At 73.0% G+C, this 26,341-nt stretch carries 24 protein-coding genes; 10 read left to right on the top strand and 14 right to left on the bottom strand.

The annotated features are described in order from the left end of the window. Nucleotides 1–83 precede the first annotated feature (83 nt). Nucleotides 84–230 carry a hypothetical protein gene (locus DKT69_RS39330; protein ID WP_201750057.1) on the bottom strand — a complete coding sequence of 49 codons (147 nt, stop codon included), beginning with the start codon at nucleotides 228–230 and terminating at the stop codon, nucleotides 84–86. 111 nt (nucleotides 231–341) lie between these two features. Next, entirely contained in the window at nucleotides 342–1,229 is an 888-nt protein-coding gene (locus tag DKT69_RS37435) for a peptidase M23 (RefSeq protein WP_109806066.1), read from the bottom strand. 434 nt (nucleotides 1,230–1,663) lie between these two features. On the opposite strand from DKT69_RS37435, the gene DKT69_RS37430 reads away from it, so the two are divergent. The 5 genes from DKT69_RS37430 to DKT69_RS37410 all read left to right on the top strand — a co-directional run bounded on the left by DKT69_RS37430 (nucleotide 1,664) and on the right by DKT69_RS37410 (nucleotide 5,103). Next, on the top strand, nucleotides 1,664–2,584 hold the full coding sequence (locus DKT69_RS37430; RefSeq protein ID WP_109806065.1) for a proteasome assembly chaperone family protein: 921 nt from the start codon (nucleotides 1,664–1,666) through the stop codon (nucleotides 2,582–2,584). 99 nt (nucleotides 2,585–2,683) lie between these two features. Continuing rightward, nucleotides 2,684–3,481 carry an exodeoxyribonuclease III gene (locus DKT69_RS37425; protein ID WP_109806064.1) on the top strand — a complete coding sequence of 266 codons (798 nt, stop codon included), beginning with the start codon at nucleotides 2,684–2,686 and terminating at the stop codon, nucleotides 3,479–3,481. 58 nt (nucleotides 3,482–3,539) lie between these two features. Next, nucleotides 3,540–3,851, top strand: a complete 312-nt coding sequence (locus tag DKT69_RS37420) for an antibiotic biosynthesis monooxygenase family protein (RefSeq protein WP_109806063.1) — start codon at nucleotides 3,540–3,542, stop codon at nucleotides 3,849–3,851. Between the two features lie 546 nt (nucleotides 3,852–4,397). Beyond that, nucleotides 4,398–4,622 (top strand): GntR family transcriptional regulator, encoded by a 225-nt coding sequence (locus tag DKT69_RS37415; protein WP_109806062.1) that lies wholly within the window; start codon nucleotides 4,398–4,400, stop codon nucleotides 4,620–4,622. Nucleotides 4,623–4,650: 28 nt separating this feature from the next. Continuing rightward, the gene (locus DKT69_RS37410; RefSeq protein ID WP_146231327.1) at nucleotides 4,651–5,103 is read left to right on the top strand and encodes a hypothetical protein; all 453 of its coding nucleotides are present in this window, start codon (nucleotides 4,651–4,653) and stop codon (nucleotides 5,101–5,103) included. Nucleotides 5,104–5,162: 59 nt separating this feature from the next. On the opposite strand, the gene DKT69_RS37405 is transcribed toward DKT69_RS37410, so the two are convergent. Beyond that, nucleotides 5,163–5,843, bottom strand: a complete 681-nt coding sequence (locus DKT69_RS37405; protein ID WP_109806060.1) for a class F sortase — start codon at nucleotides 5,841–5,843, stop codon at nucleotides 5,163–5,165. An 8-nt stretch (nucleotides 5,844–5,851) separates the two neighbouring features. Then, nucleotides 5,852–6,427 carry a hypothetical protein gene (locus DKT69_RS37400; protein ID WP_109806059.1) on the bottom strand — a complete coding sequence of 192 codons (576 nt, stop codon included), beginning with the start codon at nucleotides 6,425–6,427 and terminating at the stop codon, nucleotides 5,852–5,854. A 130-nt stretch (nucleotides 6,428–6,557) separates the two neighbouring features. Here DKT69_RS37400 and trmB point away from each other — a divergent pair, with 130 nt between their 5' ends. The 3 genes from trmB (at nucleotide 6,558) to DKT69_RS37385 (ending at nucleotide 10,709) form a co-directional block, all read left to right on the top strand. Further along, nucleotides 6,558–7,295, top strand: coding sequence for a tRNA (guanosine(46)-N7)-methyltransferase TrmB (gene trmB / locus DKT69_RS37395; RefSeq protein ID WP_109806058.1), 738 nt, complete (start codon nucleotides 6,558–6,560; stop codon nucleotides 7,293–7,295). 135 nt (nucleotides 7,296–7,430) lie between these two features. After that, nucleotides 7,431–9,944, top strand: coding sequence for a DEAD/DEAH box helicase (locus DKT69_RS37390; protein ID WP_109806057.1), 2,514 nt, complete (start codon nucleotides 7,431–7,433; stop codon nucleotides 9,942–9,944). A 120-nt stretch (nucleotides 9,945–10,064) separates the two neighbouring features. Continuing rightward, complete coding sequence (locus DKT69_RS37385) at nucleotides 10,065–10,709, top strand: hypothetical protein (RefSeq protein WP_109806071.1); 645 nt, start codon at nucleotides 10,065–10,067, stop codon at nucleotides 10,707–10,709. Nucleotides 10,710–10,793: 84 nt separating this feature from the next. Here DKT69_RS37385 and DKT69_RS37380 read toward each other — a convergent pair whose 3' ends face one another. The 8 genes from DKT69_RS37380 to DKT69_RS37345 all read right to left on the bottom strand — a co-directional run bounded on the left by DKT69_RS37380 (nucleotide 10,794) and on the right by DKT69_RS37345 (nucleotide 20,177). After that, the gene (locus DKT69_RS37380; RefSeq protein WP_109806056.1) at nucleotides 10,794–12,584 is read right to left on the bottom strand and encodes an IucA/IucC family protein; all 1,791 of its coding nucleotides are present in this window, start codon (nucleotides 12,582–12,584) and stop codon (nucleotides 10,794–10,796) included. After that, complete coding sequence (locus DKT69_RS37375) at nucleotides 12,581–13,156, bottom strand: GNAT family N-acetyltransferase (RefSeq protein WP_109806055.1); 576 nt, start codon at nucleotides 13,154–13,156, stop codon at nucleotides 12,581–12,583. The genes DKT69_RS37380 and DKT69_RS37375 overlap by 4 nt, the downstream gene beginning before the upstream one ends. Next, nucleotides 13,153–14,445 carry a lysine N(6)-hydroxylase/L-ornithine N(5)-oxygenase family protein gene (locus tag DKT69_RS37370; protein ID WP_109806054.1) on the bottom strand — a complete coding sequence of 431 codons (1,293 nt, stop codon included), beginning with the start codon at nucleotides 14,443–14,445 and terminating at the stop codon, nucleotides 13,153–13,155. The genes DKT69_RS37375 and DKT69_RS37370 overlap by 4 nt, the downstream gene beginning before the upstream one ends. A 12-nt stretch (nucleotides 14,446–14,457) precedes the next feature. Continuing rightward, nucleotides 14,458–15,984 (bottom strand): pyridoxal phosphate-dependent decarboxylase family protein, encoded by a 1,527-nt coding sequence (locus DKT69_RS37365; protein WP_109806053.1) that lies wholly within the window; start codon nucleotides 15,982–15,984, stop codon nucleotides 14,458–14,460. Between the two features lie 239 nt (nucleotides 15,985–16,223). Further along, nucleotides 16,224–17,171: an ABC transporter substrate-binding protein gene (locus tag DKT69_RS37360; RefSeq protein WP_109806052.1), complete on the bottom strand. Its 948-nt coding sequence runs from the start codon at nucleotides 17,169–17,171 to the stop codon at nucleotides 16,224–16,226. Next, on the bottom strand, nucleotides 17,171–18,040 hold the full coding sequence (locus DKT69_RS37355) for an ABC transporter ATP-binding protein (RefSeq protein ID WP_109806051.1): 870 nt from the start codon (nucleotides 18,038–18,040) through the stop codon (nucleotides 17,171–17,173). Before DKT69_RS37355 ends, DKT69_RS37360 begins: the two co-directional genes overlap by 1 nt. A gap of 26 nt (nucleotides 18,041–18,066) precedes the next feature. After that, a complete protein-coding gene (locus tag DKT69_RS37350; protein WP_236648794.1) occupies nucleotides 18,067–19,134 on the bottom strand; it encodes a FecCD family ABC transporter permease in 1,068 nt (355 codons plus the stop codon). Then, on the bottom strand, nucleotides 19,131–20,177 hold the full coding sequence (locus DKT69_RS37345; RefSeq protein ID WP_109806050.1) for a FecCD family ABC transporter permease: 1,047 nt from the start codon (nucleotides 20,175–20,177) through the stop codon (nucleotides 19,131–19,133). The genes DKT69_RS37350 and DKT69_RS37345 overlap by 4 nt, the downstream gene beginning before the upstream one ends. 185 nt (nucleotides 20,178–20,362) lie before the next feature. Between DKT69_RS37345 and DKT69_RS37340 the strand changes: the two genes are divergently transcribed. Then, complete coding sequence (locus DKT69_RS37340; RefSeq protein ID WP_109806049.1) at nucleotides 20,363–20,722, top strand: YciI family protein; 360 nt, start codon at nucleotides 20,363–20,365, stop codon at nucleotides 20,720–20,722. Between the two features lie 7 nt (nucleotides 20,723–20,729). On the opposite strand, the gene DKT69_RS37335 is transcribed toward DKT69_RS37340, so the two are convergent. Further along, nucleotides 20,730–21,197: a cytidine deaminase family protein gene (locus DKT69_RS37335; RefSeq protein WP_236648793.1), complete on the bottom strand. Its 468-nt coding sequence runs from the start codon at nucleotides 21,195–21,197 to the stop codon at nucleotides 20,730–20,732. A gap of 168 nt (nucleotides 21,198–21,365) precedes the next feature. On the opposite strand from DKT69_RS37335, the gene hrpA reads away from it, so the two are divergent. Then, nucleotides 21,366–25,379, top strand: coding sequence for an ATP-dependent RNA helicase HrpA (gene hrpA, locus DKT69_RS37330; RefSeq protein WP_109806047.1), 4,014 nt, complete (start codon nucleotides 21,366–21,368; stop codon nucleotides 25,377–25,379). A 9-nt stretch (nucleotides 25,380–25,388) separates the two neighbouring features. Here hrpA and DKT69_RS37325 read toward each other — a convergent pair whose 3' ends face one another. Beyond that, the gene (locus tag DKT69_RS37325; protein WP_109806046.1) at nucleotides 25,389–26,321 is read right to left on the bottom strand and encodes a LysR family transcriptional regulator; all 933 of its coding nucleotides are present in this window, start codon (nucleotides 26,319–26,321) and stop codon (nucleotides 25,389–25,391) included. Between the last annotated feature and the right edge of the window lie 20 nt (nucleotides 26,322–26,341).

Below are 26,341 nucleotides of genomic sequence, written 5' to 3'. Positions count from 1 at the left end.
AGGTGGGGACGGTGGGCTCGCCGTCGACGGGTGCGGAGTCGGTCACCAGGGCTCCCGGGGGGTCGGTTCGCGGCGGTACGGGGTCAGCGTCGGCGGCTGGACAGCCGCGAGGCCAGCTGCTTGAGCTTGCGCTGGTTCTCCGGCTTGGCCAACTCACGCCGTCCCCGCTGGACGAGCTGCTGGCCGCGCGGTGAACGCAGGAACATGCTGATCCGTTGCACCAGTGACATGTCGTCCTCCTGTCGGCGGTCCCCCGTCATGTGTACCCGGGTGCGGCAAACCCTGGTACCCGGAACCGCCGTCCGGCACGCGTCCACAGTGCGCCGCGGCACCCGCCCCGGTCAGCCGAGGATCGCGTCGACGACCCGCTCGGCCCGCCACTCGTGCTGGGCGTAGGCCCACGGGAAGGCGGACACCTGCACGGCCTGGGCGGCATCGGTGAGCGCCATGTCCTGCCAGCCGGGGATCTGCTCCAGCGCGGCGAGGAACTGCTTCGTGGCGTACTCCGGCTGCATCAGGTCCTCCACCGCCCCCCAGCCGCTGCTGGGGCGCTGCTGGAACAGCCCGACCGAGTCGTGGTCCCAGCCGATCGCCTGGTGCGGGTAGTTCTGCGACTCGGGCAGCACCGCGCTGGCGTAGTTGTAGAGGTTGCTCTCCTGCATCGCGGTGGCCACCGCGATGACCAGGCCGCGGCGGGGCACGCCCATGTCCCGGCCGGCGCGCACGATCGCCTTGGCGTTGTCCATCTGGTCCTCGTCGAGGCCGGCCACCGGGGCGATCCGCTTGGGCTTCGGCTTCGGCTTCGGCTTGGCCACTGGCTTCTTCGTCGCCGACGGAGAGACGTCCGGGTCGGCGGTCTGCGCGACCGGCGCCGGGGTCTGCCGGTCGCTGCCCCGGGACGCCGCGTCCGGGGTCGCCCGCTCGGCGACCTCCGCCGGCTGGGCGGGGGCCTTCGTGCCACCGACCGCGCCGGCGCCGACCTGGGTGACGCCGACGAGACCGAGGCAGCAGACCGCGCCGGTGGCCACCGCCAGCCGGGTCCGGCCTGGCCGGGGGGCGAGGGGGTTAGCGAACCCGCGGAGGCGGGTACGGAGGAAGCCGAGGCCGGGGAGCCGAGAAGTGGAGGGCTCGCAGGGGCTGGTTGACCGAACGGTGGAGGAGCTATCGTCCGAACGGTCAGCCGAACCGCCGAGGCCGCACTGGTCGTCGAGGGTGCCGTCGTCACGCATTCGACGAGGCTAGGCAGGTCGACCGCGGGTCACCCAGCGTCATCGAGTGGCCCTTGCCACAGTTGCGCCCTCCCGAACCGGACCGGCCGGGCCACCCTGGGCCCGGACGGGAGGATCCTCGCGGGCCGGTCAAACCTCCGCCCGGTCACGAGTCGCGCCGCCCAGGGGAGGTAGCACGCGCCCGGCGGGCGATAGGGCCATGAACGGCCAACTAGTCCTTTCGGCCGATCCACCATTCACCCGTACGGCGGCGGGCGGTGCAAGATCGGCGTATTCGCCCCAATTTGATCAATCGGTGCGCCGGATTGTGATCATCCAGTTGGCCGCCGAGCCGGGTCCCGCCGGAATGGATCAGGATTGCGGGTACGTTGCCCGAACCGGGTGCCGTGCGCGCACGGCCACCCGTACGCGCGTATCCAGGGAGGTCCCGACCGGTGCTCGACCCACACGAGCTCTACGAACTCACCGACGAGCTGCCCGAACTCGGTCAACCGGTGCTGATCCAGGCGCTCACCGGCTTCGTCGACGCCGGCAGCGCCACCCGGCTGGCCCGTGAGCAGCTGCTCACCTCCCTCCAGGCGCGGCCCATCGCCCGGTTCGACGTCGACCAGCTCTTCGACTACCGCTCCCGCCGCCCGGTGATGACCTTCGTCGAGGACCGCTGGGCCGACTACGAGGCCCCGGCGCTGGAGCTGCACCTGCTCCACGACGACGACGAGACGCCCTTCCTGCTGCTCACCGGCCCCGAGCCGGACCTCCAGTGGGAGCGCTTCGTGGCCGCGGTCGCCGGGCTCTCCGCCCGGCTGGACGTCCGGCTCACCGTCGGGCTCAACTCCATCCCGATGGCGGTGCCGCACACCCGTCCCACCGGGGTCACCGCGCATGCCACCCGCCGGGAGCTGATCGCCGGCTACGAACCGTGGCTGCAACGGGTGCAGGTGCCGGGCAGCGTCGGCCACCTGCTGGAGTACCGCCTCGGCGAGCAGGGCCGCGACGCGCTCGGCTTCGCCGCGCACGTGCCGCACTACGTCGCCCAGACCGAGTACCCGGCCGCCGCCGAGGCGCTGCTCGCCTCGGTGTCCCGCAGCACCGGCCTGCTGCTGCCCCGGGACGGGCTGCGCGCGGCCGCCGAGGTGGTCCGGGTGGAGATCGACCGCCAGGTCGCCCAGACCGAGGAGGCGGCCACCCTGGTCCAGGCCCTGGAGGAGCAGTACGACGCGTTCGCCCGGGGCCGCGGCGAGAAGAACCTGCTGGCCGCCGAGACCGGCCCGCTGCCCACCGCCGACGAGCTCGGCGCCGAGCTGGAACGCTTCCTGGCCGAGCAGACCCGCCCGAACGACACCCCGGGCACCTGACCCCTGGGTGTCGTTCCGGCGGGACCCCGCCCACGGCTCGGCACGACACCCCGGGGAGGTGACCCGGCGGGTCGGCCGGCGATACGGCAGGCTGGAGGCATGCGCCTGGCGACCTGGAACGTCAACTCGGTGAAGGCCCGCCTGCCCCGGCTGCTCGACTGGCTGGCCACCACGAAGCCCGACGTCGTCTGCCTGCAGGAGACCAAGTGCCCCGACGGGGCGTTCCCGGTCGCCGAGGTGGGCGAGCTGGGCTACGAGGCGGCCAGCCACAGCGACGGCCGATGGAACGGGGTGGCCATCCTCTCCCGGGTCGGGCTGGCCGACGTGGCCGTCGGGTTCCCCGGCGAACCCGGCTTCCCCGAGCCCGAGGCCCGGGCCATCTCAGCGACCTGCGACGGGCTGCGGGTCTGGTCGGTGTACGTGCCGAACGGCCGCACCCCCGAGGACCCGCACTACGCGTACAAGCTGGCCTGGTTCGCCGCGCTGCGTGACGCGCTCGAACCGGAGCTGACCACCGGGCTGCCCCTCGCGGTCTGCGGCGACTTCAACGTGGCGCCGACCGACGCCGACGTCTGGGACCCGGCGCTCTTCGTCGCCTCCACCCACGTCACCCCGGCCGAGCGGGCGGCTCTGGCCGCGCTGCGCGACCTCGGGCTCACCGACGTGGTGCCCACCCCGATGAAGGGCCCGCACCCCTTCACCTACTGGGACTACCGGGCCGGGATGTTCCACCAGAACAAGGGCATGCGGATCGACCTGGTGTACGCCTCCGCGCCGTTCGCCCGGGCGGTCCGCTCCGCGTACGTGGACCGGGAGGCGCGCAAGGGCAAGGGCCCGTCCGACCACGCCCCGATCGTGGTCGACGCCGACCTGGTGCCGGCCGTCGAGGCGTTCTGATCCGCCCGACGACGTCGCCGCCCGGATCGACAGCCGGCCCGGTCGTTATGGTGGAGCCATGGCAGTCGTGAAGATCAACGCGATCGACGTCCCGCCCGGCGCCGGCGAGGAGCTGGAGAAGCGGTTCGCGGCCCGGGCCGGCGCGGTGGAGAACTCCCCCGGCTTCCTCGGCTTCGAGCTGCTCCGCCCGGTCGCCGGGGAGAGCCGCTACTTCGTTTACACGCGCTGGGAGTCCGAGGAGGCGTACCAGGCGTGGGCGGCCGGGCCGTCTCGGGCCGCGCACGCGGGCGGCGAGCAGCGCCGGCCGGTGGCCAGCGGCGCGAACCTGCTGGAGTTCGAGGTGGTCCAGCAGGTCCCTGGCAAGGCCTGAGCCCGATCAGGGCTGGCGGGTGTCGGGCACCCGCTGCTTAGAAGACCGCGAGATAGGCACACAGGGCGCGGCATGGCAGACGCCGCAGGTCAAGACTTCTGGAACATGACCGAAGCGATATCTGCCATGACACCTAGCGCCCAATCAAGCTGGGGACAATTGTCCCGATCTCGGCACTCTAGGCAGCCTCCTACTCGCCAGGGCTGGTCATGCGCCCGAGTCCAGTGAGTGTCGATGATCCTCATCATGGCGAACAGTTCGTCTGCCGACGTGATGTCGCCGTCATCCATCGGCATGGGTCTGCACCCTTCCGCGAGGTCACGAGTAGCCCACCCTGGGGGGCAGAGTCTGTGCGTGCTCCCCCAGGGCGGAAAGACCGGTAACCCCGGAGTGCTGAAGTCCAGGAGCGCCCGATCGCTGTCTCACTGTATCCACTGTCTCACTGTAGTCAAGTTCTCACTGTCTCCACTTTGCTGGGTTGTCCGCTTGTCCTGATCAGGTCCGGGCTGGAAACATGATCTCCGCTGAAGTCCAGGAGAGCCGATCATGCCAACCAGACCACCGCACTACCGGCGCGTAGCCGACGACATCGAGGCCAAGATTCGTTCTGGCGAGTATGCGCCAGGGCAACAGCTTCCCTCGGTTTCCGACATCGGTGAGCTTTACAGCGTCGCTCGGTCAACCGCGTACCGCGCCGTGAAGGAGTTGCACGCTCGCAATCTCATCTACGGGCAACAGGGCCAAGGTGTCTTTGTCGCGGAAGCCAAGTAGTTGTCGCCGGGCGTGGGATCATGCCGCCATGACTCGCCCGCCAGTAGCCAGCCGCCTGCTCGGCTGGCTGGTCGGCTCGGCTGCAGGTGGCCTGTTGATCGCAATGCCGGACACTGGGCCTCGGCTGTTCTCGTTCAGCCGGACGCACGGGCCGTCGCTGGTGGATTTCGTCGGGATGGTCATCGCGGTGGTCGCGTGGCTGCCGGCCGTCTGGTTGATCTGGCGTCACCGACGGGCCCTGCGTGGCCTCACCGGCTGGCTCTCGGCCGGCCTGGCGCTGGTCGGTGTCGCGCTCCTGACCGTCACGATCGGCGGCGACCTCGGGCTCTGGTGGCTGGTCCCGGTCACGCTGTTGGTGGTTGCGCAGCTGATCGCGATGGGCTCGCTCGCCCCCTCGCCCGGTCGCCGCGAAGGCAGAGAAGCCCATTCCTCCGGCCGGACACCGGTTGAGCCTTCCGCCCAACCTGGACGACCTAGTTGATCTTGTTTCCCGCGTCGTGGCCCTGGATGTCCCGGCAGCTGGGAAAGGGCTGAGCCCGGTCAGGGCTTGCGGCTGTCGACCAGCGAGGCGAACGCGATCACGTTGTCCTCGTAGCCGGTCCTGCCGCCCACCCACTCCCCGCCGCAGGTGATCAGGCGCAGCCCCGGCGGGCCGTCGTCGCCGTACACCCGGTCGGCCGGCAGGTTGGCCTTGTCGAAGTGCTCGACCGTGTCGACCTTGAAGGTCACCACGCTCCGGTCCGACCGGGTGACCTCGATCCGGTCGCCGGGCTTGAGCTTGCCGAGCTGGTAGAAGATCGCCGGGCCGCTCTTGGTGTCCACGTGCCCGACGATGATCGCCCGGCCCGGCTCGCCGGGCGTCGGGCTGCGGTCGTACCAGCCGGTCTGGTTGTGCTTGCTCAACGGCGGCACGGCGATCGAGCCGTCCCGGGCCTGCCCGACCGGGGTCACCGGCGCGCTGACCTTGATCGCCGGCACGGAGAGGCTGACCGGGCGGCTCGCCGGCAGCCGGCCGTCGGGCTGCGGGTCGCCCTGCCCGGGCCCCGCCGCGGCGTCGGCCCAGTCGAACGGCCCGGCGGTGCGGCCGAGCCCCGCCCCGGTGGCGAAGACCCCGATCAGCACCAGCACCACGGCCAGCGGCGCCGACCAGGGGCTGCGGCCGGCCCGCGGGTCGCGCCGGCCGGGTCGGGCGGCCGGCTGCGGAGCGGGATGCGAGGCCATGGCGGGACTCAGCGGCGGGCGGCGCCACGGACGGGACGGGGCCGGCGCGCCGCCACCACGCCGACGGCTGCCCCGGCCAGGGTCAGCGCGAGTCCCATCGGCACGAGCAGGCCACCGAGGCGGCCGCCGCCGGCGGTGCCGCCGAAGCCGGTCGCCGGTCCGCGGCTCGGCGCCACCCGGTTGACCACCTGGAGCATCGTCGACGCGGTCTGCCCGCCCGGGCACTCCAGCTTGACCCGGTAGTTGCCGGGACGGGTGCGCTCCCGGACCATCGGCGAGGCGGTCAGCAGCCCGCGCTGCGGCTGCACCTGCACCCGGCCGAAGGCGTCCGACACCACGGTCGCCGGCACCGAGTTGTCCCGGCAGCTCGCCCGGATGCCGACCAGGAATCCGGGCTCCACGGTGCTCGGGGTGACCTCGACGAAGATCACGTCCTCGGGCGGCGGCTGCGACTGCCCCGGCTGGCCGGGGGCCGGCTCGGCGACGGGGACCGGGGCGGCCAGGGCGGGGACCGCCCCGACCAGCGGGGCGGCGAACGCGGCGGCCGCGATCACCAGCGCCGCGCGGCGCGTGACTGACACCATGACCCCTCCCGGCGCCGTAGGGCGGTACCGGGCAACGGTCCGCCCGTTATGCCGTACGGGATGAATCGTCTCACCCTCGGGCGTACATCACATCCGATACGCGGCAACCGTCGCGTACGCTCGGGTCGCTGTGACCTCCACCGACCAGAACCCCGCCGCCGCCCCGCCCGCGCACGCCGCAAGGATCCGGACCTTCCATCCCCGCCGGGGGCGGATGAGCGGCCGCCAGGTCGACGCGCTGGACCGGCTCTGGCCGGCGTACGGCCTGGACATCGCCGACCTCGACGGGCCGTTCGATCCGGCGGCCCTGTTCGGCCGGCGGGCCCCGCTGGTGCTGGAGATCGGTTCCGGCATGGGCGACGCCACCGGCGCGATGGCGGCGGCCGACCCGGACCGACACTATCTGGCGGTCGAGGTGCACACGCCCGGAATCGCCAACCTCCTCGACCTGGCGGAACGGCACGCGCTGGGCAACGTCCGGGTGGCCCGGGGCGACGCGTTGGACCTGGTCCGGGCGCTGCCGGAGGGCTCGCTCGACGCGGTGCACGTCTTCTTCCCCGACCCGTGGCCGAAGTCCCGGCACCACAAGCGCCGGCTGATCCAGCCCGGCCACGTGGCGCTGCTGCGCTCCCGGCTGGCCCCCGGCGGGACGCTGCACTGCGCCACCGACTGGGCCGAGTACGCCGAGTCGATGCGGGAGACGCTGACCGCCGACCCGGAGCTGGTCGACGTCCACGGCGACTTCGCCCCGCGCCCCGCCCACCGCCCGGTGACCAAGTTCGAGCGCCGAGCCCTCACCGCCGGCCGCCCGATCTTCGACCTGATCCACCGCCGGGTCGCCGCCACGCCCACGCCCGCCCGGGGCTGACCCCGCGGGCGTACCTCTCGGGTGGTCCACGCCCCGGCGGGATCGGGACGCGCGGGACGGACCGCGCGCCCGGCGGGCGTCGCGGACGCCCCGGTTGGCGCGGCGGCCCATGATCCGGGCACCATGGGGGGCGCTATGACGCTCACTGCCGCGCTGCCTCGAAGCGCCGACCCCGACACCCTCTTCGACGCGTTCGCCGGCTGGGCGAAGGAGCGCGGCCTCGACCTGTACCCCCATCAGGAGGAGGCGGTCATCGAGATCGTCTCCGGCGCGAACCTGATCATGAACACGCCGACCGGCTCGGGCAAGAGCCTGGTCGCGATCGCCGCCCACTTCGCCGCCCTGGCCGACAACCGCACCACCTTCTACACCGCCCCGATCAAGGCCCTGGTGTCGGAGAAGTTCTTCGCGCTCTGCGAGGTCTTCGGCGCGGAGAACGTCGGCATGCTCACCGGCGACGCCAGCGTCAACGCCGACGCCCCGATCATCTGCTGCACCGCGGAGATCCTGGCCAACCTCGCGTTGCGCGAGGGCGCCCGGGCCGACGTCGGCCAGGTGATCATGGACGAGTTCCACTTCTACGCCGAGCCGGACCGGGGCTGGGCCTGGCAGGTGCCGATCATCGAACTGCCGCAGGCGCAGTTCGTGCTGATGTCCGCCACGCTCGGCGACACCACCCGGTTCGTCGACGACCTGACCCGGCGCACCGGCCGGCCGACCGCCGTCGTCCGCACGGCCGAGCGGCCCGTCCCGCTGCTGTTCTCGTACGCGATGACCCCGCTGCACGAGACCCTGGAGGAACTGCTCCAGACCAAGCAGGCCCCGGTGTACGTCGTGCACTTCACCCAGGCCGCCGCGCTGGAACGCGCGCAGGCGCTGATGAGCGTCAACGTCTGCACCCGCGCCGAGAAGGACATGATCGCGCAGGCCATCGGGAACTTCCGGTTCACCTCCGGCTTCGGCAAGACCCTGTCCCGGCTGGTCCGGCACGGCATCGGCGTGCACCACGCCGGCATGCTGCCCAAGTACCGCCGCCTGGTGGAGACCCTCGCCCAGGCCGGCCTGCTCAAGGTCATCTGCGGCACCGACACCCTCGGCGTCGGCATCAACGTGCCGATCCGCACCGTGCTCTTCACCGGCCTGTCCAAGTACGACGGGACCCGGACCCGGCTGCTCAAGGCCCGCGAGTTCCACCAGATCGCCGGGCGGGCCGGGCGGGCCGGGTTCGACACCCTCGGCCGGGTCGTGGTGCAGGCCCCCGAGCACGTCATCGAGAACGAGAAGGCGCTCGCCAAGGCCGGCGACGACCCGAAGAAGCGCCGCAAGGTGGTCAAGAAGAAGCCGCCGGAGGGTTCGATCGGCTGGGGCGAGCCGACCTTCCAGCGCCTGGTCGAGGCCGAGCCGGAGCCGCTGACCTCCAGCTTCCAGGTCAGCCACTCGATGCTGCTCAACGTGATCGGCCGGCCCGGCGACGCGTTCGCCTCGATGCGGCACCTGCTCACCGACAACCACGAGGACCGGGCCGCCCAGCGGAGGCACATCCGGCGGGCCATCGCCATCTACCGGGCGCTGCGGGCCGGCAGCGTGGTCGAGGAGCTGTCCGAGCCGGACGAGCAGGGCCGGCGGGTCCGGCTCACCGTCGACCTCCAGCTCGACTTCGCGCTCAACCAGCCGCTCTCCCCGCTCGCCCTCGCGACGATCGAGCTGCTGGACCAGGAGTCGCCGTCGTACGCCCTCGACGTGCTCTCCGTCATCGAGTCGATCCTCGACGACCCGCGCCAGGTGCTCTCCGCGCAGCAGTTCAAGGCGCGCGGCGAGGCGGTCGCCGCGATGAAGGCCGAGGGCATCGAGTACGAGGCCCGCCTCGAGCTGCTCGACGAGGTGACCTGGCCCAAGCCGCTCGCGGAGCTGCTGGACGGCGCCTACGAGATGTACCGGCAGGGGCACCCCTGGGTGGCCGACCACCAGCTCTCCCCCAAGTCCGTGGTGCGGGACATGTACGAGCGGGCGATGACCTTCACCGAGTACGTCAGCTTCTACGGGCTGTCCCGCTCCGAGGGCCTGGTGCTGCGGTACCTCGCCGACGCGTACAAGACGCTGCGGCAGACCGTGCCCGAGGACGCCAAGACCGAGGAGCTGGTCGACCTCATCGAGTGGCTGGGCGAGCTGGTCCGCCAGGTCGACTCCAGCCTGATCGACGAGTGGGAGCGGCTGCGCAACCCGTCGGACGTGGCGGAGGTGGCCCAGGCCCACGCGGCCCTGGACGACCGGCCGCCAGCCGTGACCCGCAACGCGCGGGCGTTCCGGGTGCTGGTGCGCAACGCGCTGTTCCGCCGGGTCGAGCTGGCCGCCCTGCGCCGCTGGGACCTGCTCGGCGAGCTCGACGCCGGGGACGGCTGGGGCGCCGACGCCTGGGCGGACGCGCTGGAGCCGTACTTCGACTCGTACGACTCAATCGGGGTGGGCCCGGACGCGCGCGGGCCGGCGCTGCTCATGATCGAGCAGGGTCGGGACCGCTGGACCGTCCGGCAGATCCTCGACGACCCGGAGGGCGACCACGACTGGGGCATCAGCGCCGAGGTCGACCTGGCCGCCTCCGACGAGGTGGGCGCCGCGGTCGTCCGGATCACCGCCGTCGAGCAGCTGTAGGAATTTCTCTCCGAGGGGCCGTCCGGTGCGTCCGGACGGCCCCTTTTCTACCCTGGGCGATGTCAGGCCCGTCGATTAGAATGTATGTACTAATCGAGTTCCTGACCTGGGAGGATGCTCGTGACCGCGCCCATCTCCACCCCCCTGACGCCGTACGCCACCCTCCTCGGCTTCACCCGGTACGTGGACCGCACCGGGCCCACCAAGGCCACCTTCGTCGGCGGCCTGCGCAAGCAGCGCGCGAGCCGGCACGGGTTCAACCCGCACGGCCAGTTCGTCAAGGCGCTCAAGGCCGACATCGCGTTCCACACCGGCGGCACGCACCTGGCCCAGGTGCCCGATCTGGTCAAGCCCCGCTGGCGCCCGCTCTACCAGGCGCTCGTCCCCGGGGCGACCGCCTGGCTCCAGTCGCTCGGTGAGCCGGCCGGCGTCGACCTCGCCCAGACCCGGGACGCCCTGGCGATGCTCGGCGACCTGCCCGTAAAGATCAACCCCCACTTCGGCGTCCGGTACGCCGACGGCCGCGCCGAGGCGGTCCGCCTGCACTTCGACGAGGCACCGCCCAGCGAGGAGGCGACCCTCGCCACCCTGCACCTGATGGCCCGGCACATGGACGCGGTCCTCCCGCACGCCGAGCCGGTCCTCGTCGACGTCCGCCGCGGCGAGGCCCACCGCATGCCCGAGACGGTCAAGCCCGCGCAGGTCGAGCAGTGGCTGGCCGGCGAGGCCGCCGCGTTCCGTGCCATCTGGTCCACCGCCGCCTGACCCCCACCACGCCGGCCCACGGACGGATGCCCGGAGAGAGGAGCGCTCGCTCCGGGCATCCGCCTGTGGGCACCCGCCGCCGGCTCAGCCGACCCGGTCCGGGGCGAAGCGGGCGAGCGGGTTGGCCAGCGTCCCGACGAACTGCGGCGACCCGGACGGGTCGGCCAGGTCGAGCATCTGCTGGTTGTCGCGCAGCTGCAGCCGGTTGAGACAGGACAGCGCGAACTCCGGCGCGAACAGGTCGTGGCGGTGGAGCCGGTCGGCCAGGTGCGGGACGCTGTCGGCGTAGTCCGCGACGCACCCGACCACCGTCCGCCAGAACGTCTCCTCGTCGAGGATTTCCTCGGTGGCCAGGATCGCGTTGAGGTGCCGCAGGAAGCAGTCGAACACGTCGGTGAAGATCGACAGGATCTTGTCCTGCTCCGGGACGGCGACCCGGATCCGGCGTACCGGCGGGGGCAGGTCGGCGTCCGGGTCCATCACCACGATCTCCTCGGCGATGTCCTTGAAGATCACCCGCTCCACCGCCCCGTCGTGCAGGACAAGGATGACGTTCTCGCCGTGCGGCATGAACGCCAGGTCGTACGCGTACAGGCTGTGCAGCAGCGGGACCAGGTAGGCGTCGAGGTAGCGGCGCAGCCAGGCCGCGGGCGCGAGCCCGGACTCGGCGATCAGCGCGCCGGCGAACGACCGCCCCGCGCGGTCGACGTGCAGCAGCGACGCCATGGTGGCCAGCCGCCGGCCCGGCTCCAGCCCGGGCACCGGGCTCTCCCGCCAGAGCGCGGCGAGCATCTTCCGGTACGGGGAGTGCCGGTCGGTCGCCGCCTCGTACTGCCGGTGCCGGTAGCCGATCGCCGCCCGCTCGCGGAGGATCGACAGCCGGGCCCGCCGGAACACCGGGTCGGCGGCGACGAGGCCCGCGAGCCAGTCGTTGATGGCCGGGGTGTGCTCCATGTACGCGGCGGAGAGCCCGCGCATGAAGCCCATGTTGAGCACCGACAGGGCGGTCTTCACGTAGTGCCGGCCCGGGTCGGTGACGTTGAAGAGGGTGCGGATCGACTGCTGCGCGAGGTACTCGTCCGGCCCCTCGCCGAGCGGCACCAGGCGGCGCCGGGCGACCTCGCCGGCGAAGGTGACGGCCAGCTTGTTCCACCACTGCCACGGGTGCACCGGGAGCAGCAGGTACCCGGCCGGGTCGAGGCCGAGCCCGGTGAGGGTACGGGCGAAGCCGGCTAGGGCGTCCTCGCCCAACTCGGCGCGGACCAGGGTGTCGTAGTCCAGATCGTCCGCGCAGGTGAAGGTGGTGTGGTCGCGGTGCGCGGCCAGCCAGACCAGCCGGACCGGCCGCCCGGCCTCCGGGGCGTACCGGTGGTACTCGTGCACCCCGAAACCGAGCCGGCCGTTGTTGGCCACGAAGCAGGGATGCCCCTCGGTCATCGCCGTCTCGATCCGCTGGAAGTCCGCCCGGACCAGGTCGACCGCGCTCACCTCCGGCCGGCCGAGCTTGTACGCGGCGCCGGCCAGGGTGGAGGTGATCTCCTCCAGGTAGACGGGCAGGACGGCGTCGGTGAGGCCGAGCGCGCCGCGCAGCTCGAGGCAGAGGTCGACGGCGTCCAGCGGCAGTTCCCGGCCGCCGGCGTGCCGGGTGATGCCGGCCGGGTCGAGCTGCCAGTGGTCGAGGGCCAGCACCCGGGCGGCGAAGCGGTACTCCACCGCGCCGTCGTCGGCCCGCACCAGGTAACGGTCGCCGCCCTGCGGCTCCGGGGTGATCAGGCGCTCGTGGGCGAACTCGGCGAGGGCCTTGCGGACCAGCAGCCGGTTGGCGGCGGCCCAGCGCTGCGGGGTCAGGTGGGGCACGGAGGCGGCGGGGGTCACGCGGGCACGGCTCCTTCGGTGGCGGTCCGGAACTGCTCGCGGGTGCAGACGCTGAGCAGGGCGGTCTTCCCGGGCAGGGTGAGCGGTCGGACGACGGTGAAGCCGACGGCCGCGTTGAGCGCGTGCACCGCCGTGTTGCGCACGTCGGGTTCGACCACCACCCGACGGGTGCCCGGGTCGGCGAAGAGCCAGGCCAGCACCGTGGTGATCACCGCCCGGGTGAACCCGTGCACGGGGCTGTCCGGGGGCGCGCAGAGGAAGTGCATGCCGACGTCGCCCTCGGCGGCGTCGTACCGGCCGACGAGGTCGACGTGGGCGGGGTCGTACCGCTCGGCGAGGAAAGCCGGCCGGCCCCGCCACGACCCCAGGTACGCGTCGTGGTGCGGGTGTGCGGCGATCCGCCGGTACTCCTGCGCCACCCGGGTCACGTCGGCGTCCTGCATCAGCCAGAACGCCGACCTGGGGTGGGTGACCCAGCCGTGCAGCAGCGCGGCGTCGGTGTCCGGATCGACCCGGCGGAGCGTGAACTCGCCGAGGCGCGGGGCGACCCGGCGGTAGACCGTCCCGGTCATGACGCGACCCCCGCCGGGGCGCCGAATTCCTGGAAGGCGATCCGCCCCTCGATCGGGTAGTGCTCGCGCCCGGTCAGCTCCCGGATGATCCACGAGTTGCGGTACGCGCCCATCCCCAGGTCCGGCGAGGTGACGCTGTGGGCGTGGGTGGCCGCGTTCTGCAGGAAGATCCCCCGGCCGCTGTGGTCGATGCTGTAGTTGCGGGCGACCTCGAACCGTCCGTGGTCGTCCCAGCGGATCCGGTCCCGGATCGGCTCGAGGAAGCCGGGCACCCGGTACCGGTAGCCGGTGGCCAGCACCAGCCCCTCGGTGGTGAGGGCGAAGTCCCGGCCCTGCTCGACGTTGCGCAGCCCCAGGGTGTACGTCCCGTCCGCCGCGTCGTACCCGGCGGCGGTCAGCTCCGTGTTGGTCATCAGCCGGGTCGGCAGCGGAGCGGCGACGCTCCTGGCGTACAGCAGGTCGAAGATGCCGTTGATCAGGTCGGCGTCGATCCCCTTGAACAGCCCCTTCTGCTCCGCCTCCAGCCGGTAGCGGGTGGCCTCCGGCAGGGCGTGGAAGTAGTCCACGTAGTCCGGTGAGGTCAGCTCCAGGGTGAGCTTGGTGTACTCCAGCGGGAAGAACCGCGGCGAGCGGGTGACCCAGTTGAGCTGGTAGCCGTAGGTGTCGATGTCGGCGAGCAGGTCGTGGTAGATCTCGGCGGCGCTCTGCCCGCTGCCCACCACGGTGACGCTCCGCTTGGCGCGCAACGCGGCGCGGTGCTCCCGGTACCGCGCGTTGTGGATCGCGTCGCCGCCCAGCCCCCGGCAGGGCGGCGGCAGGTACGGCGGGGTGCCGGTGCCGAGCACCAGGTGCCGGGCCCGGTGGGTCACCCGCCCGCCCGCCGCGGCGCAGTGCACGACGTACCGCTCGTCGGCCGGGTCGTACTCCACGGCGGTCACCTCGTGGCCGAAGCGGACGCTCGGCAGCTTCGCCGCGGCCCACCGGCAGTAGTCGTTGTACTCGCTGCGCAGCGGGAAGAAGCTCTCCCGGATGTAGAACGGGTAGAGCCGGCCGGACTCCTTCAGGTTGTTGAGGAACGAGTACGGCGAGGTGGGGTCGGCGAGGGTGACCAGGTCGGCGAGGAACGGGGTCTGCAGGCGGGTGGACTCCAGCAGCATGCCCGGGTGCCAGTCGAAGTCGTCGCGCGCCTCGAGGAAGAGACCGTCGAGGTCGCGGATCGGTGCGGTCAGGCAGGCCAGCCCGAGGTTGTACGGGCCCAGCCCGACGGCGATGAAGTCGTGGGTCGACATGTGTTCTCCCGCTCAGCCCACGGGGCAGGACAGGTCGCCCGCCGTGCGGCTGCGCACGTACCCACCGGCGTGTCCGGCGATCAGGTCGAGGACGTGGGCGAGGTCGGCCACCGTGGTCTCCGGATTGAGCAGGGTGAGCTTCAGGTGGTGCGCGCCGTCGACCCGGGTGCCCGCGACGAGGGCCGCGCCGGAGGCCGCCAACGCCTCGCGGGCGTACAGGTTGGCGTCGTCGACCAGGTGCGGCGCGACGCCGGCGGGCCGCCAGCGGAACACCACGGTGCTCAACGGCGACCGGGTCACCACCTCGAAGCGGGGATCACCGGTGAGCAGCCGCCAGGCGTCCGCGGCCCGGTCGACCACCTCGTCGAAGAGCGCGCCGACGGCGTCCGGCCCCATCACGCGCAGGGTCAGCCAGAGCTTCAGCGCGTCGAAGCGGCGGGTGGTCTGGATGCTCTTGTCGACCTGGTTGGGGATGTGCTGCTCGACCGCCCGGGCCGGGTTGAGGTAGTCGGCGTGCCAGGTGACGTGCCGCAGCACCCGGCGGTCGCGGACCAGCACGGCGCTGGAGCTGACCGGCTGGAAGAACGACTTGTGGTAGTCGACGGTCACCGAGTCCGCCCGCTCGATGCCGTCCAGCAGGTTCCGCCGGGTCGGCGAGACCAGCAGCCCACAGCCGTACGCGGCGTCGACGTGCAGCCACACGCCGGCGGCGGCACAGATGTCGGCGATCCGCGGCAGCGGGTCGATGGTGCCGAAGTCGGTGGTGCCGGCGGTGGCCACCACGGCCATCACCCGCAGCCCGTCCCGCCGGCAGCAGTCGATCTCCCGGGCCAGTTCGTCGGCGCGCATCCGCCGGTCGGTGTCGGTGCCCACGGTGAGCACCGCGTCGGCCTCGAGGCCGAGCAGCTTCGCCGCCTTCTGCACGCTGAAGTGGCCGGCCGCCGAGGTGATCAGCCGCAGCCGGGACAGCAGTTCGGGGCGGGACGGCCGGGCGCCGGCCCGCGCCCAGGCCTCCTCCCGGGCCAGCAGCAGCGCCTGCAGGTTCGACTGGGTGCCGCCGCTGGTGAACACCCCGTCGGCGGCGGGCCCGAGCCCGATCCGGTCGGCCGTCCAGTCGATCAGCCGGCGTTCGATGAGGGTGGCGCCGGCGCTCTGGTCCCAGGTGTCCATCGAGGAGTTCACCGCGCTGAGCACCGCCTCGCCGAGCAGCGCGGGGATCACCACCGGGCAGTTCAGGTGGGCCAGGTAGCGGGAGTGGTGGAAGAACACCGCGTCGCGCAGGTAGACGTCGTGGAGCTCGTCGAGCGCCGCCCCGGTGTCGCCGAGCGGCCGGTCCAGGTCGATGCCCCGGACGCGCGGGGCCAGGTGCTGCGGGGTGACGCCGGTGCAGGGCCGGTCGACGGTGGCCACCCGGTCGGCCACCCGGCCGATCCCGTCGGCCAGCACCCGGCGGTAGCGCTCCAGCGAGCCGGCGGTGAACAGGTGGTCCCGGCCGGCGCCGGTCGAGGGGGCCTGAACGGTTGCTCCGGGCAGACTCATGGCGGTCCTCAATGGTCGGAGGCGGACCCGAAGGGACGGTCGCGGCGACGCGCGATCCCCGGCGGTCCGGCGTTGATCGAGTGAAGTTAGGTTACCCTAACCTAAGTACAAGTCAACGCACCGCCGTCCGGCGAGTCCACAGTCGGCCGTCGGCGACCATCACGCCGGCAGGCCGGGCCCGGACATGCGAACGCGCCCGCCCGGCACAGGGCCGGACGGGCGCGGACGGTGGAACGGGATCAGGCGGCGGCCAGGTACTTCTCCAGGTCGTCGAGGATCTTGTTGGCGGCGCCGACGCCGATGCCGGTCATCCAGACCTCGTCGGAGACCACGTGGGCCTTGCCGGCCTTCACCGCCGACAGACCCTGCCAGAGGGTGCCGCCGGTGACCTTGGCCTGCTCGGCGGCGGCCTTCTCGCCGTACGCGGTCACGAAGATCACGTCACCGTCGACCTCGTTGACCCGCTCCGGGCTGACCAGGTCGAAGCGCTTGTCCTCCTTGCCGTCGAGCCGCTGCCGGGCCGGGCGACCCAGCCCGGTATCGCCGACGACGATCCCGGAGAACGAGTCCGGGCCGTACACCCGGATGTTGCCCGGGATGAAGCGCACGATGGAGACCTCCCGCGACGCGGCGTCGCCGAGCTTCGCGCCGAAGTCCTTCGCCCGCTTCTCGTACGTGCTCAGCAGGTCCTTGGCCTGCTGCTCCCGGCCGAGGGCCTTGCCGTCGAGGAGCAGGTTCTCCTTCCAGGTGATGCCGACCTTCTCGGTGAAGACGGTCGGGGCGATCGCGCTCAGCTCGTCGTAGAACTTCTCCTGGCGGAACTTGCTGCCCAGGATGAGGTCCGGCTTCAGCGCGGTGATCGCCTCCAGGTCGGGCTCGGTGAGCACCCCGACCTCCTTGATTCCGGCCAGCTTCTCGGCGCCGAAGTAGGTCGGCCAGCTCTTCGCCTCACCGGCGGTGGCGGCGCCGACCGGCGTGACGCCCAAGGAGAGCGCCGTGTCGATCTTGTCGGTGTCGAGGACCACGACCCGCTTCGGGTCCGCCGGGACCTTGGTGGTGCCCATGGCGTGGGTGATCTCCCGGGTCTCCCCGGTGGCGGTGCCGGCGACCGGATCACTCTCCCCGCAGGCGGTCAGGCCCACGCCGAGGGCGACGGCCACGGTGAGGGCGGCGGCGAGACGACGCATCAGATTCCTTTCGAAGGGTACGAGTCGACGCGCGGCAGGTCCGCGTCGGCGACGGAGGGGCGCGCCGCCGGAGCGGTCGGGCGCGCCAGGGACGGGCTGGTGAGGCCGGGCACCACGAGCGGCGCGCCGGTCACCGGGCAGGGCACGACCACGCAGTCGAGCCCGAAGACGTCGCGGACCAGGTCCGCGGTGAGGATCTCGCGCGGCGGGCCGGCCGCGACCACGCCGCCCTCGCGCATGGCGATCAGGTGGTCGGCGTACCGGGCGGCCTGGTTGAGGTCGTGCAGCACGGCGACCACGGTCCGGCCGCGTTCGGCGCGCAGCCGGTGCAGCAAATCCAGCACCTCCACCTGGTGGGCCAGGTCGAGGAAGGTGGTCGGCTCGTCCAGCAGCAGCGCCTCGGTGTCCTGGGCGAGGGTCATCGCGATCCAGACCCGCTGCCGCTGCCCGCCGGAGAGGGTGTCCACCGGCCGGTCGGCGAGCCCCGCGACGTCGGCCTGGGCCATCGCCCGGTCGACGGCGGCCGAGTCCTGCTCCGACCACTGCCGCCACCACCGCTGGTACGGCTGCCGGCCCCGGCCGACCAGGTCCGCCACGGTGACCCCCTCGGGCACCAGCGGGCTCTGCGGCAGCACGCCGAGGCGGCGGGCCACCTCGCGGGTGGGCAGGTCGCGGATCGCCGTACCGTCCAGCAGCACCGTGCCGCGGCGCGGGGTGAGCAGCCGGGCCATGGTGCGCAGCAGGGTGGACTTGCCGCAGGCGTTCGGCCCGACGATGACGGTGAAGGCGTCGGTGGGCAGGTCCACGTCGAGCCCGTCCAGCACGGTCCGCTCGTCGTAGCCGACGGTCACGTCGCGGGTCGAGAGCATCGGGCCAGGGGTGTCAGGGGTGCGGTTCACGCGGACCTCCGCCGCCGCCGTCGGACCAGCAGGAGCATCAGGTAAGGACCACCGATGGCGGCGGTGAGCACGCCCGCCGGCAGTTGGGTGGGGGCGAAGAGCCGCCGGCCGACCAGGTCGGCCAGCACCAGCAGCAGCGCGCCGACCAGGGCGGCGCAGACCAGTGGGGGCCGCTCGGCGCGGACCAGGCGGCGGGCCACCTGCGGGGCGACCAGCGCGACGAAGTCGACCGCGCCGACCTGGGCGGTGACGGTGGCGGCCAGCACGACGCCGGTGACGGCCAGGCCCACCCGGCGGGCCACCGGGCGCAGCCCGATCCCCCGGGCGGTGTCGTCGTCCAGCGCGGCGCCGTTCAGCGCCCAGCCGGCCCAGGCCAGCACCGGCAGCAGGACGGCCAGGGTGAGCGCGATCCACGCCGTCTCGGACCAGCCCCGGCCGGCCAGGGTGCCGATCAGCCAGATCTGCGCCCGCAGCCCGTCGATCGGGTCGGCGGAGAGCATGACCACCTCGGTCAGCGCCCGCAGGGCAAACGCGACGGCCACCCCGGCCAGCACGAACCGCTGGGCGGCCAGGCCGTGCCGGGCGCCGAGGGCGAGCAGCAGCAGCGCGGCGGCCAGCCCGCCGAGCAGCGCCGCCGGGGCGACCAGCACGGCGGCGGCACCGGTGGTGATCGCGACGGTGGCGGCCAGGCCGGCGCCCTGGGTGATACCGATGACGTCCGGGCTGGCCAGCGGGTTGCGGGCGACGCTCTGGATGAGCGTGCCGGCGACCCCGAAGGCCGCCCCGGCCGTCGCGGCCAGCACGATCCGGGGCAGCCGCAGGTCGCGCACCACCAGGTCGTACGGGGTGCCGGCGCCCGACAGCGACCGGAGCACGTCGGCCGGGGCGACGTACGGGGTGCCGAGGGAGAGGCTGAGCACGACGGCGGCGGCGAGCAGCACGGCCGTCACGGCGGCGACCAGCACCGCGCGGCGGCGCACCTGCACGCTCACCGGCCCGAGCCGCAGCAGCGACCGACCGGGCAGCCCGGCGTACGCCGGGCGGGACGAGTCGACGGCGGTCACGCGGCCACCACCTTCGCGCGGCGGACCAGGTACGCCAGCAGCGGGGCGCCGATCAGCGCGGTGACGATCCCGGCCGGCACCTCACCGGGCGGGGCGACCAGCCGGCCGACGACGTCGGCGCCGAGCAGCAGGGCCGGCCCGAGCAGGGCGGAGACCGCCAGGGTCCACCGGTGGTCGGTGCCGACCAGCGCCCGGGCCAGGTGCGGCACGGCGAGCCCGACAAAGGCGATCGGTCCGGCGGCGGCCACCGCGGCGCCGGTGAGCAGCACGGCGGCGGCGCCGCCGCCGAGGCGGACCAGGCCGATCCGGTGGCCGAGGCCGCGGGCCACGTCGTCGCCGAGGGCGAGCGCGTCGAGGCCCCGGGCGACCAGCGCGGCCAGCACCAGCCCGGCCAGGACGAACGGCAGCACCTGTCCGGCGACGCCGACGTCCCGGCCGGTCAGCCCGCCGACCACCCAGAAGCGGTACTCCTCGAAGGTGCGCGCGTCGATGCTGAGCATGGCGTACACCCCGGCGGCGAGACTGGCGTCGAGGGCCGCGCCGACCAGCGCGAGGGTGACCGGGCTGGCGCCCTCGCGGGTGCCGCTGGCCACGGCGAGGACGAGCAGGCCGGCGGCGAGCGCGCCGGCGACGCCGAACCAGACGTACCCGGCGAGGCTGCCGACGCCGAAGACCGCGATGGCGAGCACCACGCCGAACGAGGCGCCGGCGCTGATGCCGAGGATCCGCGGTTCGGCGAGGGGGTTGCGGGTGAGCGCCTGGAAGAGCACCCCGGCGACGGCGAGCGCGAGGCCGACGATCAGTCCCAGCGCCGTACGCGGCAGGCGCAGCTCCCGGACGATGGTGGTGGCCTCGCCGCCGTCGGGAGCGGTGAGCGCCTGCCACACCTGGTCGACGGCGAGCGGGCGGCTGCCGAGGGCGAGGCTGGCGAGCAGGGCCAGGACCAGCAGCAGGGCCGCCGCCGCGGCGATCGCCGCCCGGCGGCCGGGCCGCCGGCGGCTCGGGACGCCGGCCCGCTGGGGTCGGGTGGCGACGGTGGTCACGGCAGAGTTCCGCCCTCTCAGCTTAGGATCGCCTTACCTTAGCCGAGTCAGTTAGGCGGGCCTAACTCGGATTCGTCGATGCCCCCGGCCCGGTCGGGCCGGCCCGGGCGGTGCAGGCCCCCCGGATGGGGCCGCTACCGGCAACCGGCGGACAATCAGGGCGTTTCCGCCCCTAGGCTGGCCGCATGCGATTCGACCAGCACACCGTCGTCCTCCTGGTCCGCCCGCCGGACCCACCCGAGCTGCCGCTGGACGCGGTCGACCGCCTGCAGGACGCGCACCTCGCCCATCAGGCCGGGCTGGTGGAGCAGGGCGCGGTCCTCGCCGCCGGCCCGTGCCTCGGCGCCGACGACGAACGGCTGCACGGCTTCGCCGTGCTCTCGGTGGACCCCGAGATGGCCCGCGAGCTGTACGCCAACGACCCGGCCGTCCGGGCCGGACGGCTGGTCGCCCAGGTGCTGAGCTGGATGGTGCCGGAGGGCAACGTGCGCTTCGAGAAGGTGCCGGTCCCCCGGTCCATGCTGGAGGCGGCGTCGGGCGACTGACCCGGGCTCAGTCCTCCGCCGCCGGGCGGCTGCCGGGCACCACGGGCATCGGCCACACCCCGGTCCGGGGCACCGTCGCCAACTCCACCTGCTGGTCGGCCCAGACGTACGTCTCGGGCAGCAGGTCGGCCACCGAGACCGCGCGTAGCCCGTCCGCCGGGCCGACGATCACCTTGATCGACGGGAAGTAGTCGAGCAGCACCTGCCGGCAGCGACCGCACGGCGGGATGACGCCCCGGCCCCGATCCCCTACCGCGACGATGGTCTCCAGCTCGGTCACGCCCTGGGTGGCGGCGGCACCGATCGCCACCACCTCGGCACACGGTCCGCCGGTGAAGTGGTAGACGTTCACGCCGGTGAACACCCGCCCGTCGGCGCTGCGCGCGGCGGCGGCGACGGTGTGGTTCTCGCTGCGGCAGCGCAGCTTGGCGACGGCGGTGGCCGCCTGCACCAGCGCCCGGTCGGTGTCCCGCATGATCATCCCGTCCGTCGAGCATGTCGGTCGGCGGCCACTCTAGCCCGGCGACCGGCCCCGACCGGGGAGGGCGCGCGCGGGTGCGTCCGCGCCGCCGCCACCCGCGCCGGTCGGCGGGCGGTAACCCGGCGGCACTTCGCCGCGGGGCTGCCTATTCTTGGCGACGACATGCAGAATCCAGCCGTACCCGCCGCGCCCGACTCCGTTCGCGAGCTGCACCGCCGCCTCCCCGCCCTGATGTTCCGCGACCAGCGCCGGCTGCAGCGGCGGCTGGACGGGGTCCGCCGGCTGCGCGACCCGCAGCGCCGGGACGCCGCGCTCGCCGAGATCAGCGCCGACGTGACGCGGGCCGAGGCGTGGCTGGCGAGCCGGCGGTCGGCCGTGCCGGTGATCACCTATCCGGCGCAGTTGCCGGTCAGCGAGCGCCGGGACGACATCGCCGCCGCGATCCGGGACCACCAGGTGGTGATCGTGGCCGGCGAGACCGGCTCCGGCAAGACCACCCAGCTGCCCAAGATCTGCCTGGAGCTGGGGCGCGGGATCAGCGGGCTGATCGGGCACACCCAGCCCCGCCGGCTCGCCGCCCGTACGGTCGCGGACCGGATCGCCGAGGAGCTCGGCACCGAGCTGGGCGACGTGGTGGGCTACAAGGTCCGCTTCACCGACCAGGTGGGCGAGAACAGCCTGGTCAAGCTGATGACCGACGGCATCCTCCTGGCCGAGCTGCAGACCGACCGGATGCTCCGCCAGTACGACACGCTGATCATCGACGAGGCGCACGAGCGCAGCCTCAACATCGACTTCATCCTGGGTTACCTCCGCCAGCTCCTCCCCCGCCGCCCCGACCTCAAGGTGATCATCACCTCCGCGACCATCGAGACCGACCGCTTCGCCCGGCACTTCGCCGACGCCGAGGGGCAGCCGGCGCCGATCGTCGAGGTCTCCGGGCGTACCTACCCGGTGGAGGTGCGGTACCGGCCGCTGGTCGAGGTCACCGAGGCCGAGGAGTCCGACGCCGACGACGAGGAGAACGTCCGCGACCAGATCCAGGCGATCGGCGACGCGGTCGAGGAGCTGGCCGCCGAGGGCCCCGGCGACATCCTGGTCTTCCTCAGCGGCGAACGGGAGATCCGGGACACCGCCGACGCGCTGGGCAAGCTCGTGCAGAAGAAGCGGTCGCTGCTGGGCACCGAGATCCTGCCGCTGTACGCTCGCCTCTCCTCCGCCGAACAGCACCGGGTCTTCGCCCCACACGCCGGACGCCGGGTGGTGCTCGCCACCAACGTGGCGGAGACCTCGCTGACCGTCCCCGGCATCAAGTACGTGGTGGACCCGGGCACGGCGCGGATCTCCCGCTACTCCAGCCGACTCAAGGTGCAGCGGCTGCCGATCGAGCCGGTCTCGCAGGCCTCGGCCAACCAGCGCAAGGGGCGCTGCGGTCGTACCTCCGACGGCATCTGCATCCGGCTCTACGACGAGCAGGACTTCGAATCCCGGCCGGAGTTCACCGACCCGGAAATCCTGCGGACCAACTTGGCCTCGGTCATCCTCCAGATGACCTCGATCGGGCTGGGCGACATCGCCGCGTTCCCGTTCATCGACCCGCCGGACCGGCGCAACGTCGCCGACGGCGTGAACCTGCTGCACGAGCTGGGCGCGCTCGACCCGACCGAGGCGGATCCGGCGAAGCGGCTCACCCCGCTGGGCCGGCGGCTGGCCCAGCTCCCGGTCGACCCGCGGCTGGCCCGGATGGTCCTCGAGGGCGAGCGCAACGGCTGCGCGACCGAGGTGGTGGTGATCGCCGCCGCGCTGTCCATCCAGGACCCGCGCGAGCGGCCGGCGGAGAAGCAGGCCCAGGCCGACCAGGCGCACGCCCGGTTCGCCGACTCCGAGTCGGACTTCGTCGCCTTCCTCAACCTCTGGCGCTACCTGCGCGAGCAGCAGCGGGCGCTGTCGTCCAGCGCGTTCCGCCGGATGTGCAAGGCGGAATACCTGAACTACCTGCGGGTCCGCGAATGGCAGGACATCGTCAGCCAGTTGCGCCAGGTGCTGCGTACCCCGGAAGGAGGGCGACCGGCGCGCGACGGCGACGGCCGGCGCGGCCCCGCCGCGGACCTGCCGGAGGAGATCGACACCCCGAAGGTGCACCAGTCGCTGCTGCCCGGCCTGCTCTCCCACGTCGGGCTCAAGGACGCCCAGAAGCACGAGTACCTGGGGGCGCGGGGGGCGAAGTTCGCGCTCTTCCCCGGCTCGGCGCTGTTCAGGAAGCCGCCGCGCTGGGTGATGGCCGCCGAACTGGTGGAGACCTCCCGGCTCTGGGGCCGGGTGAACGGCCGGATCGAGCCCGAGTGGGTCGAACCGCTGGCCCAGCACCTGGTCAAGCGCAGCTACAGCGAGCCGCACTGGGAGAAGAAGCAGGCCGCGGTGATGGCCTACGAGAAGGTCACCCTGTACGGCATCCCGCTAGTCACCTCCCGCAAGGTCAACTTCGGCCGGATCGACCCGGCGCTGTCCCGGGAGCTGTTCATCCGGCACGCCCTGGTGGAGGGCGACTGGCAGACCCACCACCAGTTCTGGCGGGACAACCAGAAGCTGCTGACCGAGATCGAGGAGCTGGAGAGCCGAGCCCGGCGGCGGGACATCCTGGTCGACGACGAGACGATCTTCGGCTTCTACGACGAGCGGATCCCCGCCGACGTGGTCTCCGGCCGGCACTTCGACTCCTGGTGGAAGAAGACCCGCCGGGAGCGGCCCGACCTGCTCACCTTCACCCGCGAGCTGCTGGTCAACGCCGGCCGCGGCGGGGTGGACGAGGCCGACTACCCGGACGAGTGGCGGGCCGACGGGGTGGCGCTGCCGCTGACCTACCGCTTCGAGCCGGGCACCCCCACCGACGGGGTGACCGTCGACATCCCGCTGCCGATGCTCAACCAGGTGCCGGCGGAGAGCTTCGACTGGCAGGTGCCGGGGCTGCGCGAGGAGCTGGTGGTCGCGCTGATCCGGTCGCTGCCGAAGGCGATCCGGCGCAACTTCGTCCCGGTGCCCGACTACGCCCGGGCGGCGCTGGCCGCGATGCCGGCCGGCGAGGAGCCGCTGCTCGACGCGCTCACCCGGCAGCTGCGCCGGATGACCGGGGTCACCGTTCCCCGGGACGCCTGGGACGTGGCGAAGCTGCCGCCGCACCTGCGGGTGACCTTCCGGGTGCTCGGCGAGGACGACCAGCCGGTCGCCGAGGGCAAGGACCTGCCGACCCTGCAACGCCGGCTCCGCCAGGAGGTACGCCAGGTCGTCGCCGCCGCCGCGCCGGACGTGGCCCGGAGCGGCCTGACCCAGTGGAGCATCGGCACCCTGCCCCGCACCATCGAGCAGGTCCGCGCCGGGTACGCGGTGACCGCGTACCCGGCCCTGGTGGACGAGGGCACCACGGTCGGGGTGAAGGTCTTCGACTCGGAGGCGGAGCAGGCCGCCGCGCACTGGGCGGGGACCCGGCGGCTGCTCCGGCTGACCGTGCCGTCGCCGGCGAAGTTCCTCCAGGGGCGGCTGTCCAACGAGGCGAAGCTGGCGCTGAGCCGCAACCCGCACGGCGGGGTGCAGCAGCTCATCGAGGACGCGGCCGGCGGGGCGATCGACAAGCTGATCGCCGACGCGGGCGGCCCGGCCTGGGACGCCGAGGGCTTCGCGGCGCTGCGCGACAAGGTCCGCGCCGACCTCGTGGACACGGTCGTCGACGTGATGGACCGGGTCCGCCGGGTGCTCGCCGCCGCGTACGCGGTGGAGCAGCGGCTCGGCGCGACCCGGAACCTGGCCGTGGTGGCCGCCCTCGCCGACATCCGCAACCAGCTCTCCGGCCTGGTGCACTCCGGTTTCGTCACCGAGGCCGGGTACGCCCGGCTGCCCGACCTGCTGCGCTACCTGACCGCGATCGAGCGCCGGCTGGACCGGTTGCCCGGCAACCCGCAGCGGGACAAGCAGCAGCAGGACCGGATCGCGGTGGTGCAGAAGGAGTACCAGGACATGCTCGCCGCGCTGCCGCCGGCCCGCCGAAACTCGGCGGCGGTGCGGCAGATCCGCTGGATGATCGAGGAGCTGCGGGTGAACGTCTTCGCCCAGGCCCTCGGCACCCCGTACCCGGTCTCGGAGCAGCGGATCTACCGGGCGATGGACGACGCCGAGGCCCGCTGAGCCGCCCCGTCACGACAGCGGCTCGACGCCCGGCGGGAGCTGGTCGGTGGCGGTGGCGTCGTGGACGTACTCGAGCAGGATGCGGCGGAGTTCGCGGCCGGCGTGGGTGGGCACGACGTCGCGCCGGCGGGCCACCCCGATGGTCCGGCGTACGCCGGGCGGGGCGAGCCGGGTGACCCGGATGCCGGGGCGGCGGGCGACCACGATGCCGGGCACCAGGGCGACGCCGAGCCCGGCCTCGACGAAGCTGAGCACGGCGTCCATCTCCCCGCCGTCGACCGAGAGGGTCGGTTCGAACCCGGCGTCCCGGCAGGCGTGGAGGGTGGCGTCGCGCAGGTCGTAGCCCTCCCGGAACATCACCAGCGGCTGATCGCGCAGGTCGGTGATGCGCAGCTCGCCGGTGGCCGAGGTGGCCGGCAGCGGGTCGACCGAGGCGACCACCAGGCTCTCCCGCAGGATCGGATCGGCGCGCAGGCCCGGGTCGGTGCCGGCCGACGGCATGATGATCAGCGCCAGGTCGAGGTCACCGCGGAGCAGGTCGCGGACCAGGTCCTGCGAGCCGCCCTCCTCCACCCCGAGGTCGACGGCGGGGTGCGCGTCGCGGAACCGGCGCAGCACCGGCGGCGCCAGGGAGGTGGCCAGGCTGGGGGTGGCGCCGAGGCGGACCCGGCCCCGGCGCAGCCCGACCAGTTCCTGCACCTCCCTCGTGGCGGTGTCGACGTCGGCGAGGATCCGCTTGGCCAACGGGAGCAGCACCTCGCCGGCCGTGGTGAGGGCGATGTTGCCCCTTACCCGTTCGAAGAGCGGGGCCCCGAGGCCGGCCTCAAGGGCGTGAATTTGCTTACTCAACGAGGGCTGGGTTATGCCTACCAGGTCGGCGGCTTGGGTGAAATGTCGTACTTCTGCTACCGCGACGAAGTACCGGAGCTGATGGAGCTGCATCTACATAGCCTACGGCTATC

It is taken from the genome of Micromonospora sicca (assembly GCF_003172935.1).
In the GTDB taxonomy this organism is placed as follows: domain Bacteria; phylum Actinomycetota; class Actinomycetes; order Mycobacteriales; family Micromonosporaceae; genus Micromonospora; species Micromonospora sicca.
The sequence above is the reverse complement of the archived record's forward strand: the minus strand, read 5'-3'. Positions and strand labels throughout refer to the sequence as shown.